The 26,042-nt window shown below is 66.1% G+C and carries 25 protein-coding genes; 9 read left to right on the top strand and 16 right to left on the bottom strand.

Going from position 1 to position 26,042, the window contains the following annotated elements:
- Positions 1-3: 3 nt before the first annotated feature.
- Positions 4-408 carry a transcriptional repressor gene (locus CAL28_RS13155; protein WP_066635603.1) on the bottom strand — a complete coding sequence of 135 codons (405 nt, stop codon included), beginning with the start codon at positions 406-408 and terminating at the stop codon, positions 4-6.
- A 110-nt stretch (positions 409-518) separates the two neighbouring features.
- On the opposite strand from CAL28_RS13155, the gene CAL28_RS13150 reads away from it, so the two are divergent.
- Positions 519-1,580 (top strand): AI-2E family transporter, encoded by a 1,062-nt coding sequence (locus CAL28_RS13150; RefSeq protein WP_094841802.1) that lies wholly within the window; start codon positions 519-521, stop codon positions 1,578-1,580.
- Positions 1,581-1,675: 95 nt separating this feature from the next.
- Here the strand turns inward: CAL28_RS13150 and CAL28_RS13145 are convergent, their stop codons facing one another.
- Both CAL28_RS13145 and CAL28_RS13140 read right to left on the bottom strand, forming a co-directional pair.
- A complete protein-coding gene (locus CAL28_RS13145) occupies positions 1,676-2,506 on the bottom strand; it encodes a MetQ/NlpA family ABC transporter substrate-binding protein (RefSeq protein WP_094841801.1) in 831 nt (276 codons plus the stop codon).
- 31 nt (positions 2,507-2,537) lie between these two features.
- Positions 2,538-3,200: a carbonic anhydrase gene (locus CAL28_RS13140; protein WP_094841800.1), complete on the bottom strand. Its 663-nt coding sequence runs from the start codon at positions 3,198-3,200 to the stop codon at positions 2,538-2,540.
- A 156-nt stretch (positions 3,201-3,356) separates the two neighbouring features.
- Here CAL28_RS13140 and alkB point away from each other — a divergent pair, with 156 nt between their 5' ends.
- Positions 3,357-4,034: a DNA oxidative demethylase AlkB gene (gene alkB, locus CAL28_RS13135; RefSeq protein ID WP_094844586.1), complete on the top strand. Its 678-nt coding sequence runs from the start codon at positions 3,357-3,359 to the stop codon at positions 4,032-4,034.
- 38 nt (positions 4,035-4,072) lie between these two features.
- On the opposite strand, the gene xerD is transcribed toward alkB, so the two are convergent.
- Together xerD and CAL28_RS13125 are read right to left on the bottom strand one after the other, a co-directional pair.
- Complete coding sequence (xerD, locus tag CAL28_RS13130; protein ID WP_094841799.1) at positions 4,073-5,020, bottom strand: site-specific tyrosine recombinase XerD; 948 nt, start codon at positions 5,018-5,020, stop codon at positions 4,073-4,075.
- A gap of 6 nt (positions 5,021-5,026) precedes the next feature.
- Positions 5,027-5,980 (bottom strand): rhodanese-like domain-containing protein, encoded by a 954-nt coding sequence (locus CAL28_RS13125; RefSeq protein WP_094841798.1) that lies wholly within the window; start codon positions 5,978-5,980, stop codon positions 5,027-5,029.
- A gap of 125 nt (positions 5,981-6,105) precedes the next feature.
- Here CAL28_RS13125 and CAL28_RS13120 point away from each other — a divergent pair, with 125 nt between their 5' ends.
- Positions 6,106-7,266, top strand: coding sequence for a metallophosphoesterase (locus tag CAL28_RS13120; RefSeq protein WP_094841797.1), 1,161 nt, complete (start codon positions 6,106-6,108; stop codon positions 7,264-7,266).
- A 2-nt stretch (positions 7,267-7,268) separates the two neighbouring features.
- On the opposite strand, the gene CAL28_RS13115 is transcribed toward CAL28_RS13120, so the two are convergent.
- Both CAL28_RS13115 and CAL28_RS13110 read right to left on the bottom strand, forming a co-directional pair.
- Entirely contained in the window at positions 7,269-8,573 is a 1,305-nt protein-coding gene (locus tag CAL28_RS13115) for an ABC transporter ATP-binding protein (RefSeq protein WP_094844585.1), read from the bottom strand.
- A gap of 5 nt (positions 8,574-8,578) precedes the next feature.
- The gene (locus CAL28_RS13110; RefSeq protein WP_094841796.1) at positions 8,579-10,312 is read right to left on the bottom strand and encodes an ABC transporter permease; all 1,734 of its coding nucleotides are present in this window, start codon (positions 10,310-10,312) and stop codon (positions 8,579-8,581) included.
- 219 nt (positions 10,313-10,531) lie between these two features.
- Here CAL28_RS13110 and CAL28_RS13105 point away from each other — a divergent pair, with 219 nt between their 5' ends.
- The 3 genes from CAL28_RS13105 to CAL28_RS13095 all read left to right on the top strand — a co-directional run bounded on the left by CAL28_RS13105 (position 10,532) and on the right by CAL28_RS13095 (position 13,117).
- The gene (locus tag CAL28_RS13105) at positions 10,532-11,764 is read left to right on the top strand and encodes an MFS transporter (protein WP_094841795.1); all 1,233 of its coding nucleotides are present in this window, start codon (positions 10,532-10,534) and stop codon (positions 11,762-11,764) included.
- A 64-nt stretch (positions 11,765-11,828) separates the two neighbouring features.
- A complete protein-coding gene (locus tag CAL28_RS13100; protein WP_094841794.1) occupies positions 11,829-12,218 on the top strand; it encodes a DUF423 domain-containing protein in 390 nt (129 codons plus the stop codon).
- Between the two features lie 14 nt (positions 12,219-12,232).
- The gene (locus CAL28_RS13095; protein WP_094844584.1) at positions 12,233-13,117 is read left to right on the top strand and encodes a DMT family transporter; all 885 of its coding nucleotides are present in this window, start codon (positions 12,233-12,235) and stop codon (positions 13,115-13,117) included.
- Here CAL28_RS13095 and CAL28_RS13090 read toward each other — a convergent pair.
- The 3 genes from CAL28_RS13090 to CAL28_RS13080 form a co-directional block, all read right to left on the bottom strand.
- The gene (locus tag CAL28_RS13090) at positions 13,074-14,324 is read right to left on the bottom strand and encodes an MFS transporter (RefSeq protein ID WP_094841793.1); all 1,251 of its coding nucleotides are present in this window, start codon (positions 14,322-14,324) and stop codon (positions 13,074-13,076) included. The genes CAL28_RS13095 and CAL28_RS13090 overlap by 44 nt on opposite strands.
- Positions 14,325-14,529: 205 nt before the next feature.
- Positions 14,530-15,168 carry a glutathione S-transferase family protein gene (locus CAL28_RS13085; protein ID WP_094841792.1) on the bottom strand — a complete coding sequence of 213 codons (639 nt, stop codon included), beginning with the start codon at positions 15,166-15,168 and terminating at the stop codon, positions 14,530-14,532.
- Positions 15,169-15,238: 70 nt separating this feature from the next.
- A complete protein-coding gene (locus CAL28_RS13080) occupies positions 15,239-16,222 on the bottom strand; it encodes a LysR family transcriptional regulator (RefSeq protein ID WP_094841791.1) in 984 nt (327 codons plus the stop codon).
- Between the two features lie 181 nt (positions 16,223-16,403).
- Here CAL28_RS13080 and CAL28_RS13075 point away from each other — a divergent pair, with 181 nt between their 5' ends.
- From CAL28_RS13075 to CAL28_RS13065, 3 genes are all read left to right on the top strand, one after another.
- Complete coding sequence (locus tag CAL28_RS13075) at positions 16,404-17,384, top strand: Bug family tripartite tricarboxylate transporter substrate binding protein (RefSeq protein WP_094844583.1); 981 nt, start codon at positions 16,404-16,406, stop codon at positions 17,382-17,384.
- A 473-nt stretch (positions 17,385-17,857) separates the two neighbouring features.
- Positions 17,858-19,306 (top strand): N-acyl-D-amino-acid deacylase family protein, encoded by a 1,449-nt coding sequence (locus CAL28_RS13070; protein ID WP_094841790.1) that lies wholly within the window; start codon positions 17,858-17,860, stop codon positions 19,304-19,306.
- On the top strand, positions 19,303-20,046 hold the full coding sequence (locus CAL28_RS13065; RefSeq protein ID WP_254926111.1) for an aspartate/glutamate racemase family protein: 744 nt from the start codon (positions 19,303-19,305) through the stop codon (positions 20,044-20,046). The genes CAL28_RS13070 and CAL28_RS13065 overlap by 4 nt, the downstream gene beginning before the upstream one ends.
- A gap of 102 nt (positions 20,047-20,148) precedes the next feature.
- Here the strand turns inward: CAL28_RS13065 and CAL28_RS13060 are convergent, their stop codons facing one another.
- The 6 genes from CAL28_RS13060 to CAL28_RS13035 form a co-directional block, all read right to left on the bottom strand.
- The gene (locus tag CAL28_RS13060) at positions 20,149-20,850 is read right to left on the bottom strand and encodes an ABC transporter ATP-binding protein (protein ID WP_094841788.1); all 702 of its coding nucleotides are present in this window, start codon (positions 20,848-20,850) and stop codon (positions 20,149-20,151) included.
- The gene (gene livG / locus CAL28_RS13055) at positions 20,850-21,617 is read right to left on the bottom strand and encodes a high-affinity branched-chain amino acid ABC transporter ATP-binding protein LivG (protein WP_094841787.1); all 768 of its coding nucleotides are present in this window, start codon (positions 21,615-21,617) and stop codon (positions 20,850-20,852) included. The genes CAL28_RS13060 and livG overlap by 1 nt, the downstream gene beginning before the upstream one ends.
- A complete protein-coding gene (locus tag CAL28_RS13050) occupies positions 21,614-22,846 on the bottom strand; it encodes a high-affinity branched-chain amino acid ABC transporter permease LivM (RefSeq protein WP_094841786.1) in 1,233 nt (410 codons plus the stop codon). The genes livG and CAL28_RS13050 overlap by 4 nt, the downstream gene beginning before the upstream one ends.
- Positions 22,846-23,772, bottom strand: coding sequence for a high-affinity branched-chain amino acid ABC transporter permease LivH (livH, locus tag CAL28_RS13045; RefSeq protein WP_094841785.1), 927 nt, complete (start codon positions 23,770-23,772; stop codon positions 22,846-22,848). The genes CAL28_RS13050 and livH overlap by 1 nt, the downstream gene beginning before the upstream one ends.
- A 98-nt stretch (positions 23,773-23,870) precedes the next feature.
- Positions 23,871-24,986, bottom strand: a complete 1,116-nt coding sequence (locus CAL28_RS13040) for a branched-chain amino acid ABC transporter substrate-binding protein (RefSeq protein WP_094841784.1) — start codon at positions 24,984-24,986, stop codon at positions 23,871-23,873.
- A gap of 286 nt (positions 24,987-25,272) precedes the next feature.
- Positions 25,273-25,965 (bottom strand): VIT1/CCC1 transporter family protein, encoded by a 693-nt coding sequence (locus CAL28_RS13035; RefSeq protein WP_094841783.1) that lies wholly within the window; start codon positions 25,963-25,965, stop codon positions 25,273-25,275.
- Between the last annotated feature and the right edge of the window lie 77 nt (positions 25,966-26,042).

Raw genomic sequence — 26,042 nt, 5'->3', positions numbered from 1 at the left:
CCCTTATTTGGGCGTGGCGAATATGGTGATCGTGAATTCCGTCAGGCTATAGCCCATATCGTCGGCAATCTGCCGCAGCCGCCGTTCGATTTCCGGGTCGACGAATTCCTCGACGATCCCGGTGGAGGTACTGACCAGATGACCATGATGCCGTTCGCCGTCGTTCAGCTCGAAAACGGCCTTGTTGCCGCCCAGCTGGCTGCGTTTGAGCAACCCCGCCTGCTCGAACTGGGTCAGCACGCGATAGACCGTCGCCAGGCCCATTTCAACGCCTTCGTTCATCAGGTGGCGATAGACGTCTTCCGCGCTGAGATGGCGCTGTTCGCTGTTGCGAAAGAGATCCAGTATTTTCAGGCGCGGGAATGTGACTTTCAGCCCGATACCCTTAAGATCGACGGAATCCGTCATGTCTGTCTTCCTCCTGCCATAAATGGCGCACGTGGCCCGGCGACAATGGCATCATGCGCATGGCGCCCGGCCGCACGGGTCGGGCGCGCTATCGCGGGAACCCCCAAACAATGAGCAATTCCAATCTGCACTATCGGACCTTCCTGTTCCTGTTGGTGGCCGTCTCGATCGCCTTCGGCTGGATACTGTGGCCATTCTACGGCGCCGTCTTCTGGGGCACCATCCTGGCGATCATATTTTCGCCGCTGCACCGCCGTCTGCTGGCGCGCATGGGCAAGCGGCGCAACCTGGCCGCGCTGATCACCCTGCTGCTCTGCGTGCTGATCGCCATCCTGCCCATGATCCTGATCACCGGCTCCCTGGTGCAGGAAGGCACGGCGCTCTACCAGCAGATCAAATCCGGCAACCTGAACTTCGGCGTGTACTTCGAACGCGTCGTCAATGCCCTGCCCCCGTCCGTGCACGCCTTGCTGGACCGCTTCGACCTGTCCGACATCCGCAGCCTGCAGCAGAAGCTCAGCACCGCGACCGTGCAGGCCAGCCAGTTCCTGGCCACGCAGGCATTCAGCATCGGCCAGGATACCTTCCAGTTCGTCATCAGCTTCGGCGTGATGCTGTACCTGCTGTTCTTCCTGCTGCGCGACGGCGCGGGCCTGTCGCGCAGCATCAGCCGGGCGATCCCGCTCAGCGAGGCCTACAAGCAGCACCTGACGCGCAAGTTCACGACGGTGATACGCGCCACCATCAAGGGCAACGTGGCGGTGGCCGCCACCCAGGGCCTGCTGGGCGGCCTGGCATTCTGGGTGCTGGGCATACAGGGATCCCTGCTGTGGGGCGTGCTGATGGCCTTCCTGTCGCTGCTCCCCGCCGTGGGAGCGGCGCTGATCTGGGTGCCGGTGGCGGTGTATTTCCTGGTCACCGGCGCGCTATGGCAGGGGCTGGGGCTGATTGCCTTCTGCGTGCTCGTGATCGGCACGGTCGACAACATCATGCGGCCCATCCTGGTCGGCAAGGATACCAAGCTGCCCGACTGGCTGGTCCTGATTTCGACGCTGGGCGGCATGGCGCTGTTCGGCCTGAACGGCTTTGTGATCGGCCCGCTGATCGCCGCGCTGTTTACCGCGGTATGGGACCTGTTCACGCTGGAGGGCGATACGCCGGCGGAAGACTGAAGCGGCCGGTGCCGCAGGCCGCGCGCATGAACCGGCCGATGCCGCATCCCGCGCGGGCGCACCCGGGGGCAATACCCGGGTGCCGGGACGCTGCCCTACCAGGGAAAATCGATCAGCTCGCCGTACTGGCGCCGCAGCGCCTCCTTGACCTGCGGCGAACGCTGGTACACGGAGATCAATTTCAGCAGCCGCTGGTCCTGCGCATGCTCGGGCAGCGCCACCCAGCGTATCGCGTAGCGCCGCACATTGCTGGGGTCGCCGTTGTCGAACGCCAGCCCATCCTTTTCGCCCAATCCGCCATGCCTGGCGAAGGTCGTGTAGGTGGCCGAAGCCGTCACGTCGTCGAAGGCACGCGCCGCCTGCGCCCCTTCGATGGCCACGAATTTCAGGTCCAGCGGGTTGCTTTCCACGTCCAGCAGCGTCGCGCGTTCGGCGGCCCCAGCCTTCAGCCGGATCAATCCCATGGACTGCAACAGCAACAGGGCGCGGCCCGTATTGACCGGATCGGACGGGATCCCTATCGAGGCGCCCGGCGGCATGGGCTCGCCGCGCTTCACCTTCTTGGAAAACAGCCCCATGGTGGTCGAATAACCGTACGCGATGGGCTGCAGATTGGCGCCGCGGCTGCGGTTGAAAAGATCCAGGAAGGGTTCGTGCTGGAAGTAATTGGCATCGATGGAGCCGTCGGCGACGGCCACATTGGGCATCACCCAATCGGCGAATTCCACCAGCTTCGCGTTGACGCCTTCATCGCGGGCCTGGGCGATGGCGATTTCCGTCGCTTCGTTGGCCACGCTGGCGATGACGCCGATGCGCAGCGGCGCGGGCTGCGCCCACACCCGTACGGCGGGCGCGGCGCACAGGGCAGCCGACGCCCCCAGGGCACGCAACAGCCGGCGGCGCGGCGGGCAGTATGAATCGGGCATCGAGGCAGGTTCCTTCCGGATGAAGAAAGCCCTAGCCGGCGCTGTCGTCGCCGGGGCCTTCGCCGAACGGGAAGAATTCGCCCGACCGCGGATCGCGGATGAACAACAGGCCCGTCGCCACGCCGAAATAGGCACCGTGCAATTGCAGTTCGCCGCGCTCGACGCGCTGGCGGATATAGGGGAAGGTCATGAGGTTCTTCAGGCTATGCTCGACGACGCGCAGTTCAAGCCGGCGCAGGTCCGTCTGGCGTTCTCCGGTCAGATCCACCTTGCTGGCGGTGGCTTCGATCTGCGACATCCACTTGCCGATGAAGTCGCCCTTGGCCAGGGGCTCGGCATCGTCGTAGTACGAACGGATGCCGCCGCAGGAAGCATGGCCCATGACGACGATGTGCTTGACGTTCAATCCGTTGACGGCGAATTCGATGGCCGAACTGGTACCGTGGTAATGCGAATCGGGCTCGTAGGGGGGCACCAGGTTCGCCACGTTGCGCAGCACGAACATTTCCCCGGGACCGGCATCGAAAATCAATTCGGGGGCGACGCGCGAGTCACAGCAGCCGATGACCATGATTTCGGGGTTCTGCCCTTCCGCCAGTTGGCGGTACCGGTTGCGCTCCGCGGGGAAACGCCCGGCGAGAAAATCCTGGTAGCCGCTGGTCAGCCGCTCGGGAAAGTCGAAAGTATCTTCCATGGTGATCACGCCTGCATCAAAATCGAAGCCTATTCTACTAGCGCCGGAACCGCGCCGGCCATCTTGCGCGGCGATGCCTCGCGCGGCGCGAGAACCGCTTCCCGATTTGCCGTGCCGCGCCGCTTGCGGGCGCCCCGCCGGACCTACAATGCGCGCATGCCCGCCCACACTCCCCCGCCCTCGTCGGGCGACCTGTTCGGCAGCCCGGATGAGGAAGCTCCCTGGGACGAACCCATCGCCCCCGGCGCGGTGCTGCTGCGCCGCTACGCTTGCGCCCGCGCGCCGGCTTTGCTGGCCGCGGTCAAGGCAATCGCCGCCGCGGCGCCGTTCCGCCACCTGATCACCCCCGGCGGACAGCGGATGTCCGTGGCGATGACCAATTGCGGCGCGCAGGGATGGATATCCGATCGGCGGGGCTACCGTTATGGACCGCGGGATCCGCTCAGCGACCAGCCCTGGCCCGCCATGCCGGATATCCTGGCGGAGCTGGCGCGCGAGGCGGCCGCGCGCGCGGGATACGCGGATTTCGCGCCCGAGGCCTGCCTGATCAACCTTTACCGTCCCGGCGCCCGGCTGACCCTGCACCAGGACCGCGACGAACTGGATCTGCGCGCGCCCATCGTATCGGTGTCGCTGGGCTTGCCGGCCACGTTCCTGTTCGGCGGCCTGCAGCGCGCGGACCCCACACGCCGCTTTCCCTTGGTGCATGGAGACGTCGCCGTCTGGGGCGGCCCCTCGCGCCTGGCGTTCCACGGCATCGCGCCGCTGCGCGACGGCCTGCACCCGGCTACCGGCGACAGCCGCGTGAACCTGACCTTCCGCAAGACGCGCTAGGCCCGTCAACACCGGAAGCTGGCAACCCTGGCGGCGGATCAGCCGCGCGGATGGTGCTGCGCATGCAGCGTCTTCAAGCGTTCGCGCGCGACATGCGTATAGATCTGCGTGGTGGATATATCCGCGTGGCCCAGCAGCATCTGGACCACGCGCAGGTCCGCGCCATGGTTGACGAGATGCGTGGCAAAAGCGTGACGCAGGACGTGCGGTGAAATCGGCGCGTGTATCTCGGCTTCGCGTGCATAACGGCCCACCATCAGCCAGAAGGTCTGCCGGTGCATGGCCTCGCCCCGCACGGTGACGAACAACGCATCGCACATACGCCCCGCGAGCAGCAGCGGCCGCGCATGCTTCACATAGCGATCCACCCAATGCGCTGCTTCCGCCCCCAGGGGCACCAGCCGGTCCTTGCCGCCCTTGCCACCCACCACCCGGACCACGCCTTCGTTCAGGTTGACGTCCAGCGCGGCCAGCCCGACCAGCTCCGACACCCGCAGCCCGGTGGCGTACAGGGTCTCCAGCATGGCCTTGTCGCGCAGTCCCAGCTCGGTTTCCACCCGCGGCGCGCGCAGCAGCGCCTCGACCTGGGACTCCGACAGGATCTTGGGCGTGCGCAGGGGCTGCCGGGCGGATCGCACGGACAGGCAGGGGTCCAAGGCAATCCGCCGTTCGCGCAAGGCCCATTGGAAATAGCGCCGCAGCGCCGACAGGCGCCGGTTGGCCGTGGTCGGCCGCGTATCGGCATGGACGGAAGCGAACCAGCTTTCGATATCGCCGGTGCGTGCCTCGGAAATGCGCCGGCCGTCGTGTTCATGCAGCCAGACGTCGAAGGCCGCCAGGTCGTTGCGATAGGCACCCAGCGTGTTGCGGGACAACCCGTCTTCCAGCCACAGGGCGTCGAGGAATTCCGCCACGGTGGGATCGATATCGCGCCGGCTCTGCAGCGACGGCGCGTCGGTAGCGGCGGGACGCGGCGTCCTGGCCATCGCGGCTCAACCGCCGGACACGCGGACCGACGCGGGGGACACGGCGTCCGCCGCGCCTTGCCTCGCGCGCCAGGCCTCATAGCCGCCGGCCAGGGCGCAGACATTGCGGTAGCCGGCCTTCAGCAACCGGTCGGCCAGGACAGCCGCCGAGATTTCCTCCGGACAAGCGCAATACACGACGATATGCGCGTCCAGGGGCCAGTGATAGGGTTCCTCGCCGATAGGTCCCCGCGGGTCGATCGCGATGGCGCCGGGCAAGGGATCGTCACTGCTGGCGCGCACGTCGAGCAGCACGGGCACGCAGCCGCGTGCCTGCATGTCGTCGAGTTCATCCAGCGTGACCCGGCGCACGTGGGCGAAACGCCGGATGGTGCGCTTGCGGCGCATCCAGCGATAGGCGAGATAGCCGGCCAGGATCACGGCGATGGCCAGCAGGCCATATCCGCCGTAGGCGCCGAGGACGCCCAGCACCTGGCCCACCATGTCGTTGAAGATAATGCCTATGAGCAGGGCCGAACCGGCCCAGATCAGCGCCCCCATCCCATCGTAGGCCGCGAAGACGCCGAAAGGCAGGCCGGCGAATCCGGACATGACGGTGGAAAGCGCGCTGGCACCCGGCAGGAACTTGGCGACGAGCAGTACGCGCGGACCGGTGCGCCAATAAAGCGATTGCGTCTGCCGTATGCAGGAATCGCGCGAAATCGATACGCGGCAGACGGTACTCAGCAAGCCGCTGCCGAAGCGCTTGCCGCCTGCATACCAGCCGGAATCGGCGATCAGGCAGGCCAGCACGGCGGCCAGCAGTGTCAGCGGCCATGACAAATCGCCATGCGCGATCAGCGCGCCGGCCACGATCAGCAGCGGATAGGCCGGGATAGGCAGGCCGGCCTGCTCCAGCAGTACGTTCAGGAATACCAACAGCGGCCCGTACTCCAGCAGCAGGGTCTCGATATCTTTCAAATCCGTTCTCGCGGCGATTTACACACGGGCTGCCCCGGGGGGCGACAAAAACGCGGCCAGACGCCGCCATACGGGATAATGAGGGCGCGCCGACTATTTTTCAATTCGGCAAAGGCTACGTACGCATGCCCCGTCCTTCCTTCATTACCCGCATTCTCGCCATTGGCGTCCTGTTGCACGTATACATCGGGCTGCGCCTCATTCCCGACGCTCCCGTCGCCGATGGCATCCGCTGGCTTGCCGCGCTGTATCTGGCGGCGTCCTGCATCTTGATCCCGCTGGGCGCGCGCGCCCGGCAAATGGCCCTGAGCTGGTCGCGCCAGGCGGCATGGATAGGCCTGATGGCGATGGGGTTTTTCTCTTCGCTGCTGGTAATTACCCTGCTGCGGGATGTGCTTCTGGCTGTCGCCTGGGCCGCGGAAGCGCTGCGCGGCCTGCCCCATGGCCTGGCATCGCTGCGGGCGGACTCGGCGCTGGCCGTGCCCGCGCTGGCGCTGCTGATCACGCTGGTGGGCCTGTTCAATGCGCGGCGCCTGGCGCGCGTGGTCACGGTGGACGTGCCCATCGCCGGCCTGCCGCGGGGGCTGGAGGGCTTCACCATCGCGCAGATCAGCGACGTGCACGTCGGCCCGACCATCCGGCGGCCCTATGTCGAAGCCATCGTCGGGGCCGTCAACGCCATGGGCGCGGATATCGTGGCCATCACCGGCGATGTGGTGGACGGCACGGTGGAACAACTGTCCCCGCATACCGCGCCGCTGGGTGGCCTGACGGGCCGCTACGGCACCTATCTGGTCACGGGCAACCACGAATACTATTCCGGAGCCCGCGAATGGGTGACGGAATTCCAGCGCCTGGGCCTGACCGTGCTGTCCAACCGCCATGTGGTCATCTCTCACAACGGCGCCCGGCTGGTCCTGGCCGGTGTCACCGACTACACGGCCGAACAGTTCGATCCCGCGCAGCGCAGCGATCCGCGCGGCGCCCTGCTGGGCGCGCCGGCCGACGCGACCGTCCGCATCCTGCTGGCCCACCAGCCGCGCACGGCCATCGCGGCCGAACCCATGGGCTACACGCTGCAGATCTCCGGACATACGCACGGCGGCCAATTCCTGCCGTGGAACTTCTTCGTGCGCCTGCAGCAGCCCTTCACCGCCGGCCTCAAAAAAATGGGCCGGCTATGGGTCTATACCAGCCGCGGCACCGGCTACTGGGGACCGCCCAAGCGCGTCGGCGCGCCGTCGGAGATCACCCGCATCCGCCTTGTGCAGGCCGGCGAAGGCTGAGATCACTCCACCGGCGTGGACGGCAGGTGCAGGCGGCCCGTGTGATAGTCGTAGGCGTAGACTTCGCCGTAACGGCCCCATTCGACCGCGACCCTGAGCACGCGCTCGGCCTCGTCGGCCTTGAGGAATTCCTCCAGCATGTCCAGGAACTGCTTGTCGGGCAATTCGCCGGTGGGCTCCTGCTGCAGCGAATGGCAGATGTTGGCCGCCAGCGGAATATGCGCCAGCAATTGCCGCCCGAAGATTTCCTGGCGCTCCTGCTGTTCGGCGCCGGCGTAGCGCCTTCCCACGGACGTCAGCGCGATATCGCCCTGCTCGACGACGGCCAGGCCCAGCAGGCCCAGGGCCTCGTAGGCCGGGAACAATTCCTCGTCGGGCAGGCCGGCTTCCTCCGCCAGGCGCGGCAGATCCGCCCTGCCGTTCAGCGGGGGTTCCGCCAGCAGCTCCAATACCGCTTCCATGGTGCCGACGTTGGCATCGGGCAGGCGATAGGCCTGGTGGACCGGCGCGGCCGGCGCGCCGGCGGCCGAGGCCGGCAGCGGCTTGGCCGTCATCAGCGCATAGACCTGGTCCACCAGTGCCCGCACTTCCGGTGAATCCGCGTTGCGGGGGCGCGGCAGGGTGACGTGGATTTCATCGCGCACGCGGCCGGGATCGCTGGCGAAGATAAGGATGCGATCGGCCATCACGGCGGCTTCCTCGATGTTGTGCGACACCACCAGGATGCCCCGCGTGCCCATGCGGCGCTCTTCCCACAGCTCCAGCATGTCGTCGCGCAGCGATTCGCCGGTCAGCACATCCAGCGCGGAGAAGGCCTCGTCCATGAGCAGCACGTCCGGATTCGTCGCCAGGGCCCGGGCAATGCCGACCCGCTGGCGCATGCCGCCGGACAACTCGCGCGGCAAGGCGCCGCCAAAACCGGCCAGGCCGATCAGCTCCAGCGCGGCCTCGGCACGCTGTTCCCGTTCAGCCGGCGCCACGCCCTGCGCTTCCAGGCCCAGCGCGACGTTCTGCCGCACCGTCAACCACGGGAACAGCGCGAAGGACTGGAACACCATCGCAATGCCCGCGGCCGGACCGTACAGCGGCTGTCCGCGATAGCGGACGCTGCCGTGATCGGCGGGGATCAGGCCGGCCATGATACGCAGCAGCGTGGATTTACCGGATCCGGACTTGCCCAGCAGGGCGACGATCTCGCCATCCCGCAAATGGAAATCGACGCCTTCCAAAACCGACCGCGCCGCGCCGTCGGCGGTACGGAACATTTTGCTGACCCCGGTCAGCTCCAGCAGATTGTTTTGGGCCATCATCGCTATCTGCTCCACTTTTCCGCCAACACATACAGCCGGCGCCACAGCAACCGGTTCAAACCCATCACGAAAACGCACATGACGCCGATGCCCAGCGCGATGCGCGGAAAATCGCCGCGCGAAGTCATGTCCGCGATATAGCCGCCCAGGCCCGTTGCCGTCAGCGTGGTCTTGCCCCAGGTAACGACCTCGGCAACGATGCTGGCGTTCCAGGAGCCGCCGCTGGCGGTGATCGCGCCCGTCACGAAGCTGGGGAAAACCGCCGGCAGGTAGAAGCGCCGCCACTTCAGCCAGCCTTTCAGGCCCAGGTTGTCGGCGGCGTAGCGCAATTCGCTCGGGATGGTGGTCGCGCCGGCGACCACGTTGAACAAGATATACCACTGCGTGCCGAAGATGATCAGCGGACTCAGCCAGATTTCCGGATTCAGCCCGAAGGCGACGATCACGATGACCGCCAGCGGGAAAAGCAGGTTGGACGGGAAAGCGGCCAGCAGTTGCGCCACCGCCTGGACCCGTTGCGACCACGCCGGGCGCAGGCCGATCATGATGCCCACCGGCACCCATACGAGCGACGCCAGGACGATCAGCACCAGCACGCGCACGAGGGTGATCAGGCCGAAGCCGAACACGCGCAGGACTTCCGCCCAGCCGACCTCGGCATGCACGAAGATCACCAGCCGCCACACGGCGATCAAGGCCAGTGCGGTAAGCACGGCATCCACGGCGCGCTCGACATAAGTGCTGCGCGTGCGCACACGCGCGCGCACGGACGTTCCGTCATATTCGCGGCGGAACCAGCCGAGCACGCGTTGGGCCTGTCCGGCCATCGCTTCGCTGCACGCCCGCGTCAGCCGGCCGCGCCGCAGCCAGTCCAGCACCCACGACTGCTGCGCGGTATTGCTTTGCGTATCCTCGAAACGGAACTTGTCGGCCCATGCCAGCAACGGGCGAAAGAAAAGCTGGTCGTACAACAGGATACCGATCGCCATTGCAATGATGGCGTAGACGATCGCATGCACGTTCTGCGCGTCGATGGCGACCGCGATGTACGAGCCGATGCCGGGCAGCTTGATATCCTGGTTGGATACGGTGATGGCTTCGGAGGCCACCACGAAGAACCATCCGCCGGACATCGACAGCATCATGTTCCATAGCAGGGCCGGCGTGGCATAGGGCAGCTCCAGCCGCCAGAAGCGCTGCCAGGCGCTCAGGCGAAACACGCGCGCCGCCTCGTTCAGCTCCGACGGCACCGTGCGTATCGATTGATACAGGCTCAGCGCCATGTTCCACGCCTGCGACGTGAAGATGGCGAAAATGGCTGCGCACTCCACGCCGAGCAGGCTGCCCGGGAACAGGGCGATAAACCCGGTGACCGTGATCGACAAAAAGCCCAGGATGGGAATGGACTGCAGGATGTCCACCATCGGAACCAGGATTTTTTCCGCCGTGCGCGACTTGGACGCGATCGCGGCGAAGACGAAGCTGAACAACAACGACGCGGCCAGCGCCATGAACATGCGCAGGGTGGTGCGCAAAAGGTAGTACGGCAGGTAGGCCGGGTCCAGTGATATCGGCAGGGGCGTACCCACCGCGTAGGGCTTGGCCATCTGCGACGCGCCGAAGGCCAACGCCGCCAGCACGCCCAGGACGAGGGGCAGCAGAGCCCAATCCCAACGGTTGGGACCGCGGCCATCGGCGGATCGGGCCGCCGGCTTGGAGACGAAAATCGGGTACATCCCTGCTCCCGCAGGCAAAGACAGGACGGCGGTTGATGCGCGGCATGCGCGCCCGCGAAGGCGAGCGCAAAGTATCACGACAAGAGACCACCGTCCACCTTCGAAACTTGACGCCATTCTGAACGCGTCCCTGGCGTCCGCGGCCCCCCGGCGTTTTATGGTCCGTTTATTTTTCGTTTACGATCGGCGGCTCCTTCGTCGAAGAGCGATGCCGCATACATGGCCACGCCTGACAATAACGACAGCCTGCTCGCCCGGCCGGCCTTCGCCCATTTCCTGGCGGCCCGCTTCGCCGCCTCGCTGGCCTTTCAGATGGTTTCCGTCGCCGTCGGCTGGCAAATCTATGCATTGACCGGCAGCGCGCTGGACCTGGGCCTGATCGGCCTGGCGCAATTCGCGCCGATGCTGGTCCTGACGCTGGTGGTGGGGCACGTTGCCGACCGCTACGACCGGCGCAGGATCGTCGCGATATGCATGGCCGTCGAAGCGCTTGCGGCCATCGTGCTTGCGGCGGTGTCCCTGAGCGGCGAGGCGAATCACCAGATCGTGTACGCGGCCATCGTCGCGATCAGCTCGGCGCGCGCATTCGAATCGCCCACCCTGCCCGCGCTGATCCCCTCGGTCGTGCCGCGCTTCCTGATTCCGCGGGCCACGGCGCTGTCGGCCTCTTCCAACCAGGTCGCGCAGATCGCCGGCCCGGCGCTGGGCGGTGTGGGATATGCGCTGGGAGCGGGATGGGTATACGCCGCCGCCGCGGCCTGCTACGGGGCGGGCCTGGTCTCCATGCTATGCATGAAGACGGAAGGCCCGCCGGTACGCAAGGAACCCACCACGTGGCAAAGCCTGTTCGCGGGCTTTACCTTCATCGCCAGCCGCCGCATCCTGTTCGGCACCCTATCGCTGGACCTGTTCGCCGTCCTGCTGGGCGGGGCCACCGCCCTGCTGCCGATTTTCGCCAAGGACATCCTGCAGGCCGGGCCTTGGGCCCTGGGCGCGCTGCGCGCGGCGCCGGCCGCGGGAGCCGCGGCAACGGCGCTGTTCCTGGGCCGCAAGAACCTGGGCGGCAATATCGGCATGACCCTCTTCGGCGCCCTCTTTCTGTTCGGCCTGGCCACCATCGTCTTCGGCTATTCCCGCTCCATCCCGGTTTCCGTGGCGGCGCTGGTCCTGCTGGGTGCGGCGGATTCCATCAGCGTGGTGGTGCGTTCCTCGCTGGTCCAATTGAATACCCCCAACGACATGCTGGGGCGGGTCAGCGCCATCAATATGCTGTTTATCGGCACCTCCAACCAATTGGGCGAATTCCGCGCCGGCGTCATGGCCGAGGCCACGGGTGCGGTGGCCGCGGTGGTGCTGGGCGGCTTCGGCACCATCGCGGTCGCGGGTTTGTGGATGTGGTGGTACCCGGAGCTGCGCAACCTGCGGTCGCTGGACGACGTGCCGCATCGCTGACAATGCCTGCCGTTGTAGAATCGGGGACGGACGATTCCCCGCCCTCTCCCGAGAACTACCCGCCATGACCGATCGCATATTCGTTTTCCTCGGCGCCCTGAATATGTTCCTGGCTGTCGGCGCGGGCGCTTTCGGCGCGCATGGCCTGCGCCGCGTACTGTCCCCGGAAATGCTGGCCGTCTGGCACACCGCCGTCACCTACCAGATCGCCCACGCCCTCGGCCTGCTGGCCCTTGCCGCCCTCAGCGCCCGCTATGGACATGGATCGGCGCTCTGGACCGCGGCCGGCTGGCTGATGTTCGCCGGTATCGTGTTGTTCAGCGGCAGCCTGTATGTGCTGTCCGGCACCGGCGTCCGCTGGCTGGGCGCGGTGACGCCGCTGGGCGGCGTGGCATTCCTGGCCGCCTGGGCCCTGGTCGCCTGGCAGGCCTGGCGCACGATGGCGAACACCTGAGCCCCGTCATGCCGATGCCTTCCACGGCCCGCCCGACGGCGAGCGCCGGGATCCTATACATCCTGTGCGGCATGCTGTGCCTGACGATCAGCGACGCCATCGCCAAGTGGCTGGGGGCCACGTACCCGCCCACGCAGATCCTCTTCCTGCGCTGCGCGATCGCCCTGCCCTTCATCGGCGCGATCGTGCTGGCGCTCGGAGGCAGGCACGCCCTGCGGACGCGCCACCCCGGCATCCATTTGCTGCGCGGCGCGATCAATGTGATATCCGCCAGTGCGTTCTATGCCAGCCTGCGCTATCTGCCCTTCGCCGAAGCCACGGCCATCTCGTTCGCGGCGCCGTTATGCGTCACGCTGCTATCGGTCGTGGTGCTGAAGGAACGGGTCGACGCCCTGCGCTGGGGTGCCATCGTCCTGGGCTTTTTGGGCGTGCTGCTGATCGTGCGGCCCGGAACCGCCAGCTTCCAGCCGGCGGCCTTGCTGCCTTTGGTAACGGCGGTGCTGTACGCCGCCATGATGATCAGCGCGCGCGCCATCGGGCATGGCGAAAGCTTTTTGACCATGGCCTTCCATATCGTTGCGGCGCAGCTGGTTTGCGCCGCGACGACCCTGCCGTGGTTCTGGCACACCCCCGATCCCACGCATTGGCCATTTTTCGCCGGCGTCGCGCTCTTCAGTACGCTGGGCTTGTCCCTGATCACCCAGGCTTTCCGCATCGCGCCGGCGTCGGTAGTCGCCCCGTTCGACTACACCGGGCTGATCTGGGCGACCCTTCTGGGCTGGGTGTTCTGGCAAGAGACGCCCGACGCCATGACCTGCATCGGCGCGGCGGTCATCGTCGCCGCGGGCCTGAGCATCATCCTGCGCGAGACGATGCGGCCGGGGCGCTCGCGCCAATAACGGCATACAGGCGCCACGCCAGGCCCAGGCCCAGCACCAGCAGCGTACCGATCAAGCCCGCCACGCCGTTCCAGCCAGCGACCTCCCAGCATTTGCCGCCAACCGAGCCCAGCACGCTGGAACCCAGGTAATAGGCGAGCAGATACAGGGACGCCGCCTGGGCCTTGTACCCGCGCGCCAGCTGGCCGACCCAGCCGCTGGCGACGGCATGCGCGGCGAAAAAACCGAATGTGGCCAGGATCACGCCCGCAATGACCATCGCCAGCGGGGACAACAGCGTCAGCAGGGTTCCCAACAGCATGGTGCCCACGCCCAGGCACAGCATCAGGCCGCGTCCGTGGCGGTCGGCCAGGCGGCCGAACAGCGCCGAGGCGAATATCCCCACCACGTAAACGGTGAAGATGGCGCTGATCGTCGCCTGGCTGAGCGAATATGGCGGTGCCAGCAGGCGGAAGCCGGCGTAGTTGTAAACCGTGACGAACCCGCCCATCAGCAGGAACGCCAGCGCGAACAGCGACAACAGGTTGACATCGACCAGATGGGTCACGATGCCCGCGCGCGCGGCCTGCCAGCCTCCGCCGCGTTGCGGCCTGAAGTGGCGCGAGGCCGGCAGGCTCATGACGAACAGGATGGCCGAGCCGATCCCCAGCACGCCAACCACCATCATCGCGACACGCCAGTCGAAATAGTCCGCCAACAGGCCGGTCATGACGCGCCCGGCCATGCCGCCGAAAGCGCTGCCGCCGATATACAGCCCCATGGCGAATCCCAGATCCGAGGGTGCGACTTCCTCTGCCAGATAGGCCATGGCGACCGCGGGCACGCCACCCAGCACAAGCCCTTGCAAGGCCCGCACCGCAAGCAGCGCATGCCATGTCGGCGTCAGCGCCGCCGCCAGCGTAAGAATGCCCGACGCGAACAGCGAGGCGGCCATGATGCCCTTGCGCGGCAACCTGGCGGACCAGAAGCCCACGATGAAGATCGCCAATGCCAGCAGGCCGGTGGTCAGCGAAAGCGACAGGCTGCTCTGCGTGGGCGTGACGCCGAAATGCCCGGTGAACAGCGGCAGTAGCGGCTGCACGCAGTACATCAGCGAGAATGTGGAAAAGCCGGCGGCAAACAGTGCCCAGTTGGTGTTGCGATAGCCTGGCGTGCCGCGTGTATGGCGCGGCGGCGGCGCGTCGCGCCCGGTCGATGGCGAAGTCATGATGCGTAAGGACAAAGCGTGGCGACCGGCCCGAAGACATCCCCAGGCAAAAAAAACGGCGCAGCGCCAGGGCGTTACAGTAGGACGAATTCGTCGCACTTGTCCAATCGCGCGGGATGCCGCGACGCCAGCCGCCCCCATGCCCACGGGGCGTCAGGGCGAAACCAGGCCAGCATCGAGGCGACGCCGCGCGATGCGGCAGGGATCAATCGCCCGCGCCGGAAAAATGCCGGTGCAGTACGTCACGGATGCGCGGATGGCCGGCCGCCTGGTCGGCCACCGCCGCCAGGCGCGGGCAGTGTTCGTCGAACCATGCCCGCCGTGGGCGCCAGTGCGTCATGACGGTCACATACAGGTCCAGGGCACTGAGCTGCTCTCCCAGCACGTGCGGTTCGCCGACCTGCTCTTCGATCGTGCGCCAGAGCAATTCGCGGCGCGCATCGGTTGTCTCGCGCAACTTGCGCGCCGCGTCCCCTTCCAGCGTCCAACGCACCGGGTCGTCGCCGTAGGTATACGTGGGATAGATGGCCGCGGCCAACCGCACCAGCAGTTCGAAGAAACGCGCGCGTGGCAGGCCTCCCCCCGCCGGCGCCAGATTCGCATGGGGCGCGGCGTCGTTCAGGTGCAGGATCATCGCGGCGCTTTCCGTCATGACGGCACCGCCGGGCAGGATAAGCGTCGGAACCTGGCCGAGCGGGTTCAGCCGCAGCAGGCGGTCGCGTCCCGGTCCGGGCTTCAGGTAAGGGATATCGGTGATGCGGCTGTCCAGCCCGGCCAGCCGCAGCGCAGCCTCGACGATGGCCGAGCCGCAACCGCGCGAGCCGATCAGTTCATAGTGGGTCATGGCGGCGCTCCCCTGCGAGTCCCCCCCGCGGTCCCAAAAACTGTACACCGCCACCGCGCCGCCGGGCGCATCAGGACGTAACGGGATCGCCGAAAACCGGTGCCGGCTCCCCATCGATGACCGTGCGCAGCACTGCCAGGAAGCGGCGCGCCATCAGCGGCAAGGGCTGCAAGTCCGAATACGTGGCCCAGATGCCCACCCGGGCGGCCGGCGCGATCGGCCGGACGGCGACGGAGCGGCGCAACTCGGGGCCGACGCACCAGGCGTCCACCATGGCGGGGCCCAGGCCCTGCTGCACGAAGGCCGCCGCCGTCACGGGGGAATGCACTTCCATGGCGGCCGCATGAGACGGGGTGCCGCCGAAGAACTCCGCCAACACCCGGCCCAGCGGCGCCTCGGCGGGGTAGCCCACCCAATCCACCGAGGAGAAGTCCTCCGGCCGTATCACGGACCGGGCAGCCAGCGCATGGCCCGGCGGAAGGATGCAGACCACCTCGCTGTGGCCCAATTCGATCGCCGCCAGATTGGGATGATCCGGCGGACGCATGGAAACGGCGATGTCCGCCTGGCCGCTCAGGAAATACCCGGCCAGTTCATCGTAGGTGGCGCTGCGGTAATCGACACGCACGTGCGCCTTGCCGGCACGCAACTCGCGCAGCGTGGTGGGAATCATGCGCTGGCCGAAGCTGGCGCTGGACACGACCCGCAGCATGCCGGCACCGGCCTCGCCCAGGCTGGTCGCCAGCGCGTTGACCCGCTGGATGCCGCCGTAGACCTGCTCCACTTCGGCATAAAGGCGACGGGCCTCGGCCGTGGGCACCAGCCGGCTGCGGGAACGCTCGAACAGGGGATAGCGCAGCCGGCTTTCCATCAGCGCCAGCACGCGGCTGATGGCCGGCTGTGACACGTGGAGCATGCGGCCCGCGCCGCTGATCGAGCCGGACAGCATGATGGCGCGGAACACCTCGATCTGCCGCAGGTTCAGCGGCGGCCGCGCGCCCGCATCGCCGCCGCGGGGCGCGCCTGCTTCCAGCGTCGGATCGTCTTCGTGCATGCCTGGTCCGGTTTCGCGGCACGCTCATGCGGCGATATCGCCGGGCGCGCCGTGGGGGTTGGATAACGCGCGATTATAGGTTTTCGATATTTTTTGATATGCGACCGGCGCTGGCCCGGTGTTACGGTGTCGCGTTTCACCACCTCGTATCCAAACCAAACAAGGGGAATTGACCATGTCCATGTTCACGCAGTTTCGCCGCTGGGCCCTGGCGGCGGCCCTGGCCGCCGTTGCCGGCAGCGCAGCCGCCGCGGGCGCAAACTGGCCGGACCACCCGGTCACCTTCATCGTCCCGTCCGCCGCCGGCGGGTCCCCCGACGTGCTCTCGCGCCTGATCACCACCCAGCTGGCCAAGCAGACGAATGCATCGATCGTCGTGGAAAACCGTCCGGGCGCAGCCGGCAACATCGGCATCAACCTGATCAAGCGCGCGGCGCCGGACGGCTACACGATCGGCTACGGCAATATCAATACGCTGGCCGTGAATCTGTCGCTGTTCAAGAAACTGCCGTATGACGTGGACAAGGACCTGGAACCGGTCATCCACATGTTCGACCTCTACAACATCCTGATCGTGCCCGAGAATTCGCCGGCCCACAGCGTGCAGGACCTGATCGCCCTGGCGCGCAAGAACCCCGGCAAGCTGTCCTACGGCGCGCCCGGCGTCGGCACTACCGGCCACATGGGCGGCGAACTGTTCAAGAGCATGGCCAAGATCGACGTCATGTTCATCCCCTACAACGGCGGCCCCGCGGCCATCCAGGATCTGCTGGGCGGACGCATCGACTATCTGTTCGCCAATTCCTCCGAGGCCGGCCCACTGGTCAAGAGCGGCAAGGTGCGCGCGCTGGGCGTCAGCAGCCTCAAGCGGCTGGACATGTTCCCGGACGTGCCCACCCTGGACGAATCCGGCCTGAAGGGCTACGAAACCGTGGCCTGGGGCGGCGTGGTGGCCCCGCACGGCACCCCCAAGGACATCATCGCCAAGATCAACGCCGATATCGCGCAGGCGCTGAAGGCCCCTGAAGTACGCGAAGGCCTGGCCACCCTGGGCGCCCTGCCCGCCGGCGGCAGCCCGGAGGACTTCAAGAAACTGATGAACAGCGAGACCGCCAAGTGGCGCGAGATCATCGACACCGCGAAGATCGAGAAACTGGATTAGAGAGAGCCCACCCCCGAAAGCGCTGCGCGCTTTCCCCCTCAAGGGGGCGACGCTGGAGGACCGGCGGAGCCGGATCCTCGGCGTCCCCGATCGGCAGCACCTGTTCTTTGCGTGGGGGGTAGGTCCACCCCCGAAGCGCTGCGCGCTTCCCCCTCAAGGGGGCGACGCTGGAGGACCGGGGGGAAGCCCCACCCCCGAAGCGCTGCGCGCTTCCCCCTCAAGGGGGCGACGCTGGAGAACCGGGGGGAAGCCCCACCCCCGAAGCGCTGCGCGCTTCCCCCTCAAGGGGGCGACGCTGGAGGACCGGCGGAGCCGGATCCTCGGCGTCCCGGGTTGGGGGGCACCGGTTTTTTTCTACTCCCGGGAGTGCTGCGCGGCTGTCTTTCGATGGCCTGTGTGGGGCTGTCGTGGTGCAATCTGTGATGCCCGTTCCCTTGGGAGGCGGGTCGTTTGAAGCGTAATGGAGAACTGAAATGGATGCCGACCTGATTCTGCGCGGAGCTACCGTGATCGACGGCAGCGGCGCGCAACGCTATGTGGCCGACGTCGCCATCGCCGGCGAGCGCATCGCCGGCATCGGCAGCTTCGAATCCTCCAGCGCGCAGACGCTGGACGCGCATGGCCTGGTGGTCGCTCCCGGTTTTATCGACTCGCATACCCACGACGATGGTTACCTGCTGGCGCATCCGGATATGACGCCCAAGGTCTCGCAGGGCATTACCACGGTGGTGACGGGCAATTGCGGTGTCAGCCTGGCGCCGCTGGTTTCCGAACAGATTCCCCAGCCGCTGGACCTGCTCGGCCCGCCGTCGCTGTTCCGCTTCAAGACATTCGCCGGCTGGCTGGAGGCGCTGCGCGCGGCGCCCGCAGCGGTCAACGTCATCCCGCTGGTCGGCCACACTACCCTGCGCGTCGCCGCCATGGCGGATACCGGCCGTCCCGCCACCGATGAAGAGATCGCGGCCATGCGCGCGATGATGGAAGAAGCCATGACAGCCGGCGCGTTCGGCATGTCCACCGGCACTTTTTATCCTCCCGCCGCGCACGCCCCGACGGAGGAGATCATCGGCGTGGGCGCGCCCATCCGCGCGCATGGCGGGCTGTACGCCACCCATCTGCGCGACGAGGCCGACCACATCGTGCCCGCCATGGAGGAAGCCCTGGCGATCGGCCGCGCGCTGGATTGCCTGGTGGTGTTCTCGCACCACAAGCTGGCGGGGGAAAAGAACCACGGGCGTTCGGCCGAAACGCTGGCGCTGATGCAGCGCGCAGGTGCCATGCAGCCCGTCTGCCTGGACTGCCACCCCTATCCGGCGACATCCACCATGCTGCGCCTGGACCGCGTGCGCATCTCCCGCCGCACGTTGATCACCTGGTCCAAGGGCTATCCCGAAGCCAAGGGCCGCGACTTCGCGGATGTCATGCGAGAACTGGGACTGAGCGACGAGGAGACCCTGAAAAAACTGTCGCCCGCCGGCGCCATCTACTTCCTGCTGGACGAAAAGGACGTCAAGCGCATCATGACCCATCCGCTGGCGATGGTGGGTTCGGACGGCCTGCCCTTCGATCCGCATCCGCACCCCCGCCAATGGGGTACCTTCACCAATGTGCTGCGAACGCTGGTGCGGGAACAGTCGCTGTTGTCGCTGGAACAGGCGGTGCACAAGATGACCGGCCAGGCCGCCGGCAACTACGGGCTGGCCGAGCGCGGGCTGTTGCGGGCGGGCTATTATGCGGATCTGGTGCTGTTCGACCCCGACCGCGTGTCCGACCGCGCGACCTTCGAACAGCCCGTTCAGGTCAGCGAGGGCATCCTGGGCGTATGGGTCAACGGACGCCGGGTCTGGAACGATGGCGCCGCGGGCCCCGAGCGGCCCGGACTCGTGCTGGCCCCCACCCGAAAACCGGAGTCATTGCATTGAACGACGCGCATCCCGGCTGCTATCTCGGCATCCTGGGCGGCATGGGCCCGATGGCCGGAGCCGCCTTCGCCTTGCGGCTATCCGCCCTCACCCCCGCCGAACGCGACCAGGACCATATCCCGGCCGTGCTGCTGAACGATCCCCGGGTGCCCGACCGCACCGCCGCGACTCGAGGCGGCGAAGACCCGCTGCCGTATTTGTTGCGCGGCATTCGTTTCCTGAACGACAGCGGCGCGCGGCTGATTGCCATTCCCTGCAATACCGCCCACCTTTGGTACGACGATATGGTCGAGGCGTCGCGCGCGCCCGTCCTGCACATCATCGAATCCGTGGTGGAAGACCTGCATCGGCGCGGCATACGAGAAGGCCGCATCGGCCTGATGGGCACGGAAGCCACCCTGCGCCTGGGCCTGTACCAACGTCATCTGGAGCGCCACGGTTACGAATGCGTGGTGCCGACCGAGGAAGAACAGGTCGCCTACTGCACCAAGTCGATTCTGGCGGTCAAGGCCAACCGGCTGTCCGAAGCCTACGAACCCGCCGCCGCCTGCGTGCGCCTGCTCGAATCGCGTGGCGCCGTGGCGGTCGCCCTGGGCTGTACCGAATTGCCGCTGGCGATCCCGCACGATCGGCGCCCGGAATTCGATGTACCGATGACGGACTCCATCGACGCGCTGGCCCTGGCCGTCATCCAGCGCTACCAGGCGGACCAGGCGGCAGGGCTTACCCGCGCGGCCTAGTACATACGACGGCGGAGGGAATAAGGCCCGCGGCGCGGCCGGGCCGGCTTTTCGTAGAGCACACGAAAATCCCGATCGGCCCGTCGCCCCGGCTCCTCGCCATCACCCGCCCAGATAAGCCTTGCGCACATCCGCGTTGGCCAGCAGGTTGGCTCCCGTGTCCTGCAGCACCACCTTGCCGTTTTCCAGCACATAGCCGCGATCGGCCACCTGCAGCGCCTTGTTGGCATTCTGTTCCACCAGGAACACGGTGACCCCCTGGTCGCGGATGGTGCGGATGATCTCGAAGATCTGCGCGATGATCAGGGGCGCCAGTCCCAGCGTGGGTTCGTCCAGCAAGAGCAGGCGCGGGCGCGACATCAGCGCGCGGCCTATGGCCAGCATCTGCTGTTCGCCGCCCGACATCGTTCCCGCCCGCTGCTCGGCCCGCTCCTTCAAGCGCGGGAACAAGCCATAGACGTAGTCCAGCCCCTGGTTGATTTCCGCCCGGCTGGAGAAAAAGCCGCCCATCATCAGGTTTTCCACCACCGTCAGGTCCTTGAAGACGCGCCGGCCTTCCGGGGAAATCGCGATCCCGCTACGCATGATGCGCGACGTTTCCTTGTGGGTGATGTCCTGGCCTTCGAAAGTGATGCTGCCCGATTGCGCGCGCGGATTGCCGCACACCGTCATCAGCAGCGTGGTCTTGCCGGCGCCGTTGGCGCCGATCAGCGTCACGATCTCGCCCTGCTCCACGTCGACGGACACGCCGTTCAGCGCCTGGATGGCGCCGTAGTACGTGTGCACGTTCTTCAACTTCAGCATCATTCTTCTCCCAGATACGCCTTGATGACGCGCTCATCGCTGCGCACTGCCTGCGGCGTACCGGTCATGATGGGTTTGCCATGCTCCATGACGAGGATGCGGTCCGAGATGCCCATGATCAGGCTCATGTCGTGTTCGATCAGCAGCACCGCGACGCCGAACTCGCGGCGCAGGCGGTCTATCAACCGCTGCAGGTCCTGCTTTTCCTGGGGATTCAGGCCGGCGGCCGGTTCGTCCAGCATCAGCAGCCGCGGCTTGGTGATCATGCAGCGGGCGATCTCCAGGCGGCGCTGATGGCCGTAGGCCAGGTTGCCGGCCTCGCGGTTGGCGTACTGCCGCAGCCCCATGAAATCCAGCCACTGCGCGGCGCGGGACAAGGCATCGGCCTCGGCCTGGCGATAGGACTTCAGTTTCAGCAGGCCCGGCAACAGGCGCGTTTCCACCTGGGTATGCTGCGCCACCAGCAGGTTTTCCAGCACCGTCAGCTGCTTGAACAGGCGCACGTTCTGGAAGGTGCGCACCAAGCCATGGCGCGCCACCATATGGCTGGACAGTCCGGTAATGCGCTGGCCGTCCATGGTGATATCGCCCTCGGTCGGCTTGTAGAAGCCGCCGACGCAGTTGAAGACGGTGGTCTTGCCCGCCCCGTTTGGCCCGATGATGGCGAATACCTCGTCGCTCTTGACCTCGAAATCCACGTGGTCCACGGCAAGCAGGCCACCGAAGCGCATGCACAGTCCCGATACTTTCAATAGCACGTCGCTCATTTACCCAGCTCCACGTGAGGACGTTTCATCGGCAACAAGCCCTGCGGACGCCACATCATCATCAGCACCATGACCAGGCCGAACATCAGCATGCGGTATTCGGCGAACTCGCGCGCCAGTTCCGGCAGGACGGTCAACAGAATGGCCGCCAGGATGACGCCCACCTGCGAGCCCATGCCGCCCAGCACCACGATGGCCAGGATCAGCGCGGATTCGATGAAGGTGAAGGATTCGGGATTGACCAGTCCCTGGCGCGCGGCGAAGAAGGCACCGCCGAAGCCGGCAAACATGGCGCCCAGGGTAAAGGCCGACAGCTTGATGCGCGTCGGATTCAGGCCCAGGGAACGGCAGGCGATTTCATCCTCGCGCAGGGCCTCCCAGGCCCTGCCCACCGGCATCCGCTTCAGGCGGGTGGCGACGAACAGCGTGATCAGCGCCAGCATCAGCGCCATCAGGTACAGGTACACGATGACGTGCTGGTTCTGGAAAGTCAGGCCCAGCAGTTCATGGAAGGTTTTCTGCCCTTCCACGCTGGCGGTGCGCGCCATCTCGAAACCGAACACCGTGGGCTTGGGAATGCCGGAAATCCCGTCCGGACCGCCCGTCAGCCAGTTCAGGTTGATCAGCAGCAGGCGGATGATTTCGCCGAAACCCAGCGTCACGATGGCCAGGTAGTCGCCGCGCAGGCGCAACACGGGAAAGCCGAGCACAAAGCCGAACAGCGCCGCCACGGCCCCGGAAAACGGCAGGGATTCCCAGAAGCTCCAGCCGCCCCAGTGATACAGCAAGGCATAGGTATAGGCGCCGACCGCATAGAAGCCGACGAAGCCCAGGTCCAGCAGGCCGGCGAAACCGACGACGATATTCAGGCCCAGGCCCAGCATGACGTAGATCAGCACCAGCGTGGCGATGTCCACGGACCCGCGGTCGCTAAAGAACGGCCAGACGATGGCGGCGACCACGATCGCCACCATCAGCCACTTGTGGCCTTGCACCGGCGCGGCGGGCAAGGTAGGCAGGTTGCGTTTCAGGCGCTTGAACGGCAGTGCCAGCCAGGGCCGCAGCAGTTGGCCCACGAACACGACCGCCATGGCGATCAGGACATTGCTCCAGTGCGGATCCATCAACGTGCGCGCCCCCTGGCGCACCAGCTGCAGGCCGAACACCGGCGTGACGATGAACGCGGTCAGGATGGCCGCGATGAATGCGTTCTTGATTTGATTCGCCATCAGACTTTTTCCACCTCGGGTTTGCCCAACAGACCGGTGGGGCGGAACAGCAGGATCAGGACCAAAAGCAGGAAAGCGATGATGTCCTTGTACTGCGACGAGATGTAGGCGGCGGCAAACGTTTCCACCAGCCCCAGCAAGGCACCGCCCAGCATGGCGCCGGGGATACTGCCGATGCCGCCCAGCACCGCGGCCGTGAAGGCCTTGATGCCGACGATGAATCCGATGAAGGGATTGAGCTTGCCGATGGTCAGCGCGATCAGCACGCCGCCGACCGCGGCCAGCGCCGCGCCCAGCACGAAGGTGAAGGAAATGACGCGATTGGTGTCGATGCCCAGCAGGTTGGCCATGTGCATGTCCTGCGAGCAGGCGCGCGATGCCCGGCCCATGCGCGAATACTTGATGAACAGCGAAAGGACGACCATCAGGACGACCGTCACGACGATGATCATGATGCGCGAATACGGCACGGTCACGTCGAACTTGCTACCCATCGTGAAATTCACGGCGCCGAAGATGATATTCGGCACCGCCATGTCCCGTGCCCCCTGCCCCAGCGCCACCCAGTTCTGCAGGAAAATCGACATGCCGATGGCGGAGATCAACGCCACCAGGCGCGGGCTGCCGCGCAACGGGCGGTACGCCACGCGCTCCACGGTGAAGCCATACACGCCCGTGACCGCCATCGCGGCGATCAGCATCGCCGCCACTATCAAAGGCACCGGGGCGCCGCTTTGCGTGCCGATGGCTGTCAGCGTCACCAGGCCGACATAGGCGCCGATCATGTAGATCTCGCCATGCGCGAAGTTGATCATGCCGATAATGCCGTACACCATCGTATAGCCGATGGCAATCAAGGCATATATGGCGCCCAGCGACAGTCCATTGAAGAACTGTTGCGTCAATTGGGGGAGAAGGTCAGACATGTCTTATGTATGCTCCAAATAGCACCGGCCCCGGTAATACGACCCGGAGCCGGAAACCTGGGCGTGGGAATGAGGCCCCTGGCACGGGGCTATCACCATTACAGCTGCGTTTTCTTGCCGTTCTTATCCCATTTGAATACCGCGAATTCGAAGTTCTTCAGATCGCCCTTCGCATCGTATTCAACCTTGCCGATAGCGGTGTTGAACGTGTGTTTATGCATGTAGTCCGCGACCTTGGTGGGGTCTTCGCCGACCGCGGTAATGCTGTCCGCGAGGATCTGCACCGCCGCGTAGGCCGGCATCTGGAATGCGCCGTCAGGATCGCGCTTCTTGTCGTGGAAGGCCTTCACGATGCCTTCGTTGCCGGGAAGCTTGGTGAAGTCCGACGGCAGCGTCACCAGCAGGCCTTCGATGGCGGGACCGGCAATGGCCACCAGATCCTGGTTGGCGGTGCCCTCGGGGCCCATGAACTGCACGTTCAGACCTTGTTCGCGCGACTGGCGCAGCAACAGGCCCAATTCGGGGTGATAGCCGCCGAAATAGACGAAGTCCACGCCCGCGGACTTCAGCTTCGTGATGACGGCGGAATAATCGCTGTCGCCGACGTTGATGCCTTCGAACATGACGACGTTCACGCCATCTTTCTGCAGCGTATCGCGCACCTGCGTCGCGACGCCGGAACCGTACGTCTGCTTGTCATGCAGCACGGCGACTTTCTTGGGCTTGACGTTCTTGGCGATGTAGTTGGCGGCGAAGGGCCCCTGCTGGTCGTCGCGGCCGATCGTGCGGAAGAAGTAATGCGGCTTGATGGTATCCGTCACCAGCGGCGAGGTGGCACCCGGGGTGATGCCGACGATATGTTCTTGCTCGTAGACATTCACCGCCGGCACCGTCACGCCGGAACACGCGTGCGCCACGGCGAACTTGGCGCCGGAATTGACGACGCGGTTGGCGGCCGGCACGGCCTGCTTCGGTTCGCAGCCATCGTCGATAAGAATGGGTTCGAGTTTCTTGCCCTTGACGCCACCCTTGGCGTTGATGGTCTCGATGGCGGTCAACGCGCCGGCCTGGATCTGGTCGCCGTACTGCGTGTTGGGCCCCGTCATGGGCTGGGGAATGCCGATCTTGATCGTATCGGCGGCGTGCACTGCGCCGGCGAGCGTCAGCGCCCCCAGCGTAAGCGCGATCGGGGTAAGGCGTTGCAGCATAGTCATGCGAGAGATCTCCGCTAGGTTGAGCGACTCTGCACGTGCCGGCCGTTCGGAAGGATGATCCTTGTGGCCTTATCGTGCATCACCGGCTTCTTGGGCAAACCACGATGTGGCGCGTATTCTGAAAGCTGCCATTCAGGCTGTCACTGGGTGTATTCCCCAATATCGCCGTATCTGTATGGATTGGGTGACAGATAGCGATACAGCCCTCCTGCCGCCCATGACAGCTGCAACATGGTTTCGATGGCGCCAGGCCCCGCAACGGGTCAAATGGCCGCGCGGAAGCGGCTCAGGCCGCCACGCCGAATAGCGAACCCACGCCCGCGGTGACTGCGATCGCCACGACACCCAGCAATGTCACGCGCACCACTGCCCTGACCTTGGGCGCGCCGCCCGCCCAGGCGGCAACCGCGCCCAGCAGGCCAAGACAGGCGACCGACCCGACCCCGGTCACCGGCAATATCAAGGCGGGATCGGCCACCAGTACGGCCAACGCCAGCGGCAGCGCCGCCCCGGCGGCGAAGCTCGATGCCGATGCCAAGGCGGCCTGTACCGGCCGCGCCCGCGTGATTTTGGATATTCCCAGTTCATCGCGGGCATGGGCGTCCAGCGCGTCGTGGGCGGTCAGTGCCTGGGCGACCTGCATCGCCAGCCCGGCCGGCAACCCCCGATTGACATAAATGTCGGCCAACTCCTGCAGCTCCACCGCGGAATTGCGCAACAGCGAGCTCTGTTCCATCCTCAAATCGGCGCGTTCGACGTCGGACTGTGACTGGACAGAAACGTATTCACCCGCCGCCATCGAAAGCGCTCCCGCCACGAGACCGGCGAGTCCCGCGGTCAGGATGGCGCCATGGCTGCCTTGCGCTGCCGCCACGCCGGCAATCAGGCTGGCCGTCGACACGATGCCGTCGTTGGCGCCGAGCACGGCGGCGCGCAGCCACCCGCTGCGATGGATACGATGGAAATGCGAAGCCGGCATTGGTACCTCGGGGATATCGATAGATAGCACAAGCCTGCCAGCCAGGCAGGCGAATCAATCGCCGAGATACTACCCGA

Origin of the sequence: Bordetella genomosp. 11 (genome assembly GCF_002261215.1) — a bacterium.
In the GTDB taxonomy this organism is placed as follows: domain Bacteria; phylum Pseudomonadota; class Gammaproteobacteria; order Burkholderiales; family Burkholderiaceae_B; genus Bordetella_C.
The sequence above is the reverse complement of the archived record's forward strand: the minus strand, read 5'-3'. Positions and strand labels throughout refer to the sequence as shown.

Excerpts from the sequence above, each read along its gene's own strand:
- CAL28_RS13110 (WP_094841796.1), bottom strand. The coding sequence starts at position 10,312 with ATGTACCCGATTTTCGTCTCCAAGCCGGCGGCCCGATCCGCCGATGGC.
- CAL28_RS13155 (WP_066635603.1), bottom strand. The coding sequence starts at position 408 with ATGACGGATTCCGTCGATCTTAAGGGTATCGGGCTGAAAGTCACATTC.
- CAL28_RS13075 (WP_094844583.1), top strand. The coding sequence starts at position 16,404 with ATGTTCACGCAGTTTCGCCGCTGGGCCCTGGCGGCGGCCCTGGCCGCC.
- CAL28_RS13115 (WP_094844585.1), bottom strand. The coding sequence starts at position 8,573 with ATGGCCCAAAACAATCTGCTGGAGCTGACCGGGGTCAGCAAAATGTTC.
- CAL28_RS13140 (WP_094841800.1), bottom strand. The coding sequence starts at position 3,200 with ATGGAAGATACTTTCGACTTTCCCGAGCGGCTGACCAGCGGCTACCAG.
- livH (WP_094841785.1), bottom strand. The coding sequence starts at position 23,772 with ATGTCTGACCTTCTCCCCCAATTGACGCAACAGTTCTTCAATGGACTG.
- alkB (WP_094844586.1), top strand. The coding sequence starts at position 3,357 with ATGCCCGCCCACACTCCCCCGCCCTCGTCGGGCGACCTGTTCGGCAGC.
- CAL28_RS13145 (WP_094841801.1), bottom strand. The coding sequence starts at position 2,506 with ATGCCCGATTCATACTGCCCGCCGCGCCGCCGGCTGTTGCGTGCCCTG.
- CAL28_RS13150 (WP_094841802.1), top strand. The coding sequence starts at position 519 with ATGAGCAATTCCAATCTGCACTATCGGACCTTCCTGTTCCTGTTGGTG.
- CAL28_RS13100 (WP_094841794.1), top strand. The coding sequence starts at position 11,829 with ATGACCGATCGCATATTCGTTTTCCTCGGCGCCCTGAATATGTTCCTG.
- xerD (WP_094841799.1), bottom strand. The coding sequence starts at position 5,020 with ATGGCCAGGACGCCGCGTCCCGCCGCTACCGACGCGCCGTCGCTGCAG.
- CAL28_RS13060 (WP_094841788.1), bottom strand. The coding sequence starts at position 20,850 with ATGCTGAAGTTGAAGAACGTGCACACGTACTACGGCGCCATCCAGGCG.
- CAL28_RS13120 (WP_094841797.1), top strand. The coding sequence starts at position 6,106 with ATGCCCCGTCCTTCCTTCATTACCCGCATTCTCGCCATTGGCGTCCTG.
- CAL28_RS13085 (WP_094841792.1), bottom strand. The coding sequence starts at position 15,168 with ATGACCCACTATGAACTGATCGGCTCGCGCGGTTGCGGCTCGGCCATC.
- CAL28_RS13035 (WP_094841783.1), bottom strand. The coding sequence starts at position 25,965 with ATGCCGGCTTCGCATTTCCATCGTATCCATCGCAGCGGGTGGCTGCGC.
- CAL28_RS13050 (WP_094841786.1), bottom strand. The coding sequence starts at position 22,846 with ATGGCGAATCAAATCAAGAACGCATTCATCGCGGCCATCCTGACCGCG.
- CAL28_RS13080 (WP_094841791.1), bottom strand. The coding sequence starts at position 16,222 with ATGCACGAAGACGATCCGACGCTGGAAGCAGGCGCGCCCCGCGGCGGC.
- CAL28_RS13070 (WP_094841790.1), top strand. The coding sequence starts at position 17,858 with ATGGATGCCGACCTGATTCTGCGCGGAGCTACCGTGATCGACGGCAGC.
- CAL28_RS13105 (WP_094841795.1), top strand. The coding sequence starts at position 10,532 with ATGGCCACGCCTGACAATAACGACAGCCTGCTCGCCCGGCCGGCCTTC.
- CAL28_RS13040 (WP_094841784.1), bottom strand. The coding sequence starts at position 24,986 with ATGACTATGCTGCAACGCCTTACCCCGATCGCGCTTACGCTGGGGGCG.
- livG (WP_094841787.1), bottom strand. The coding sequence starts at position 21,617 with ATGAGCGACGTGCTATTGAAAGTATCGGGACTGTGCATGCGCTTCGGT.
- CAL28_RS13090 (WP_094841793.1), bottom strand. The coding sequence starts at position 14,324 with ATGACTTCGCCATCGACCGGGCGCGACGCGCCGCCGCCGCGCCATACA.
- CAL28_RS13095 (WP_094844584.1), top strand. The coding sequence starts at position 12,233 with ATGCCTTCCACGGCCCGCCCGACGGCGAGCGCCGGGATCCTATACATC.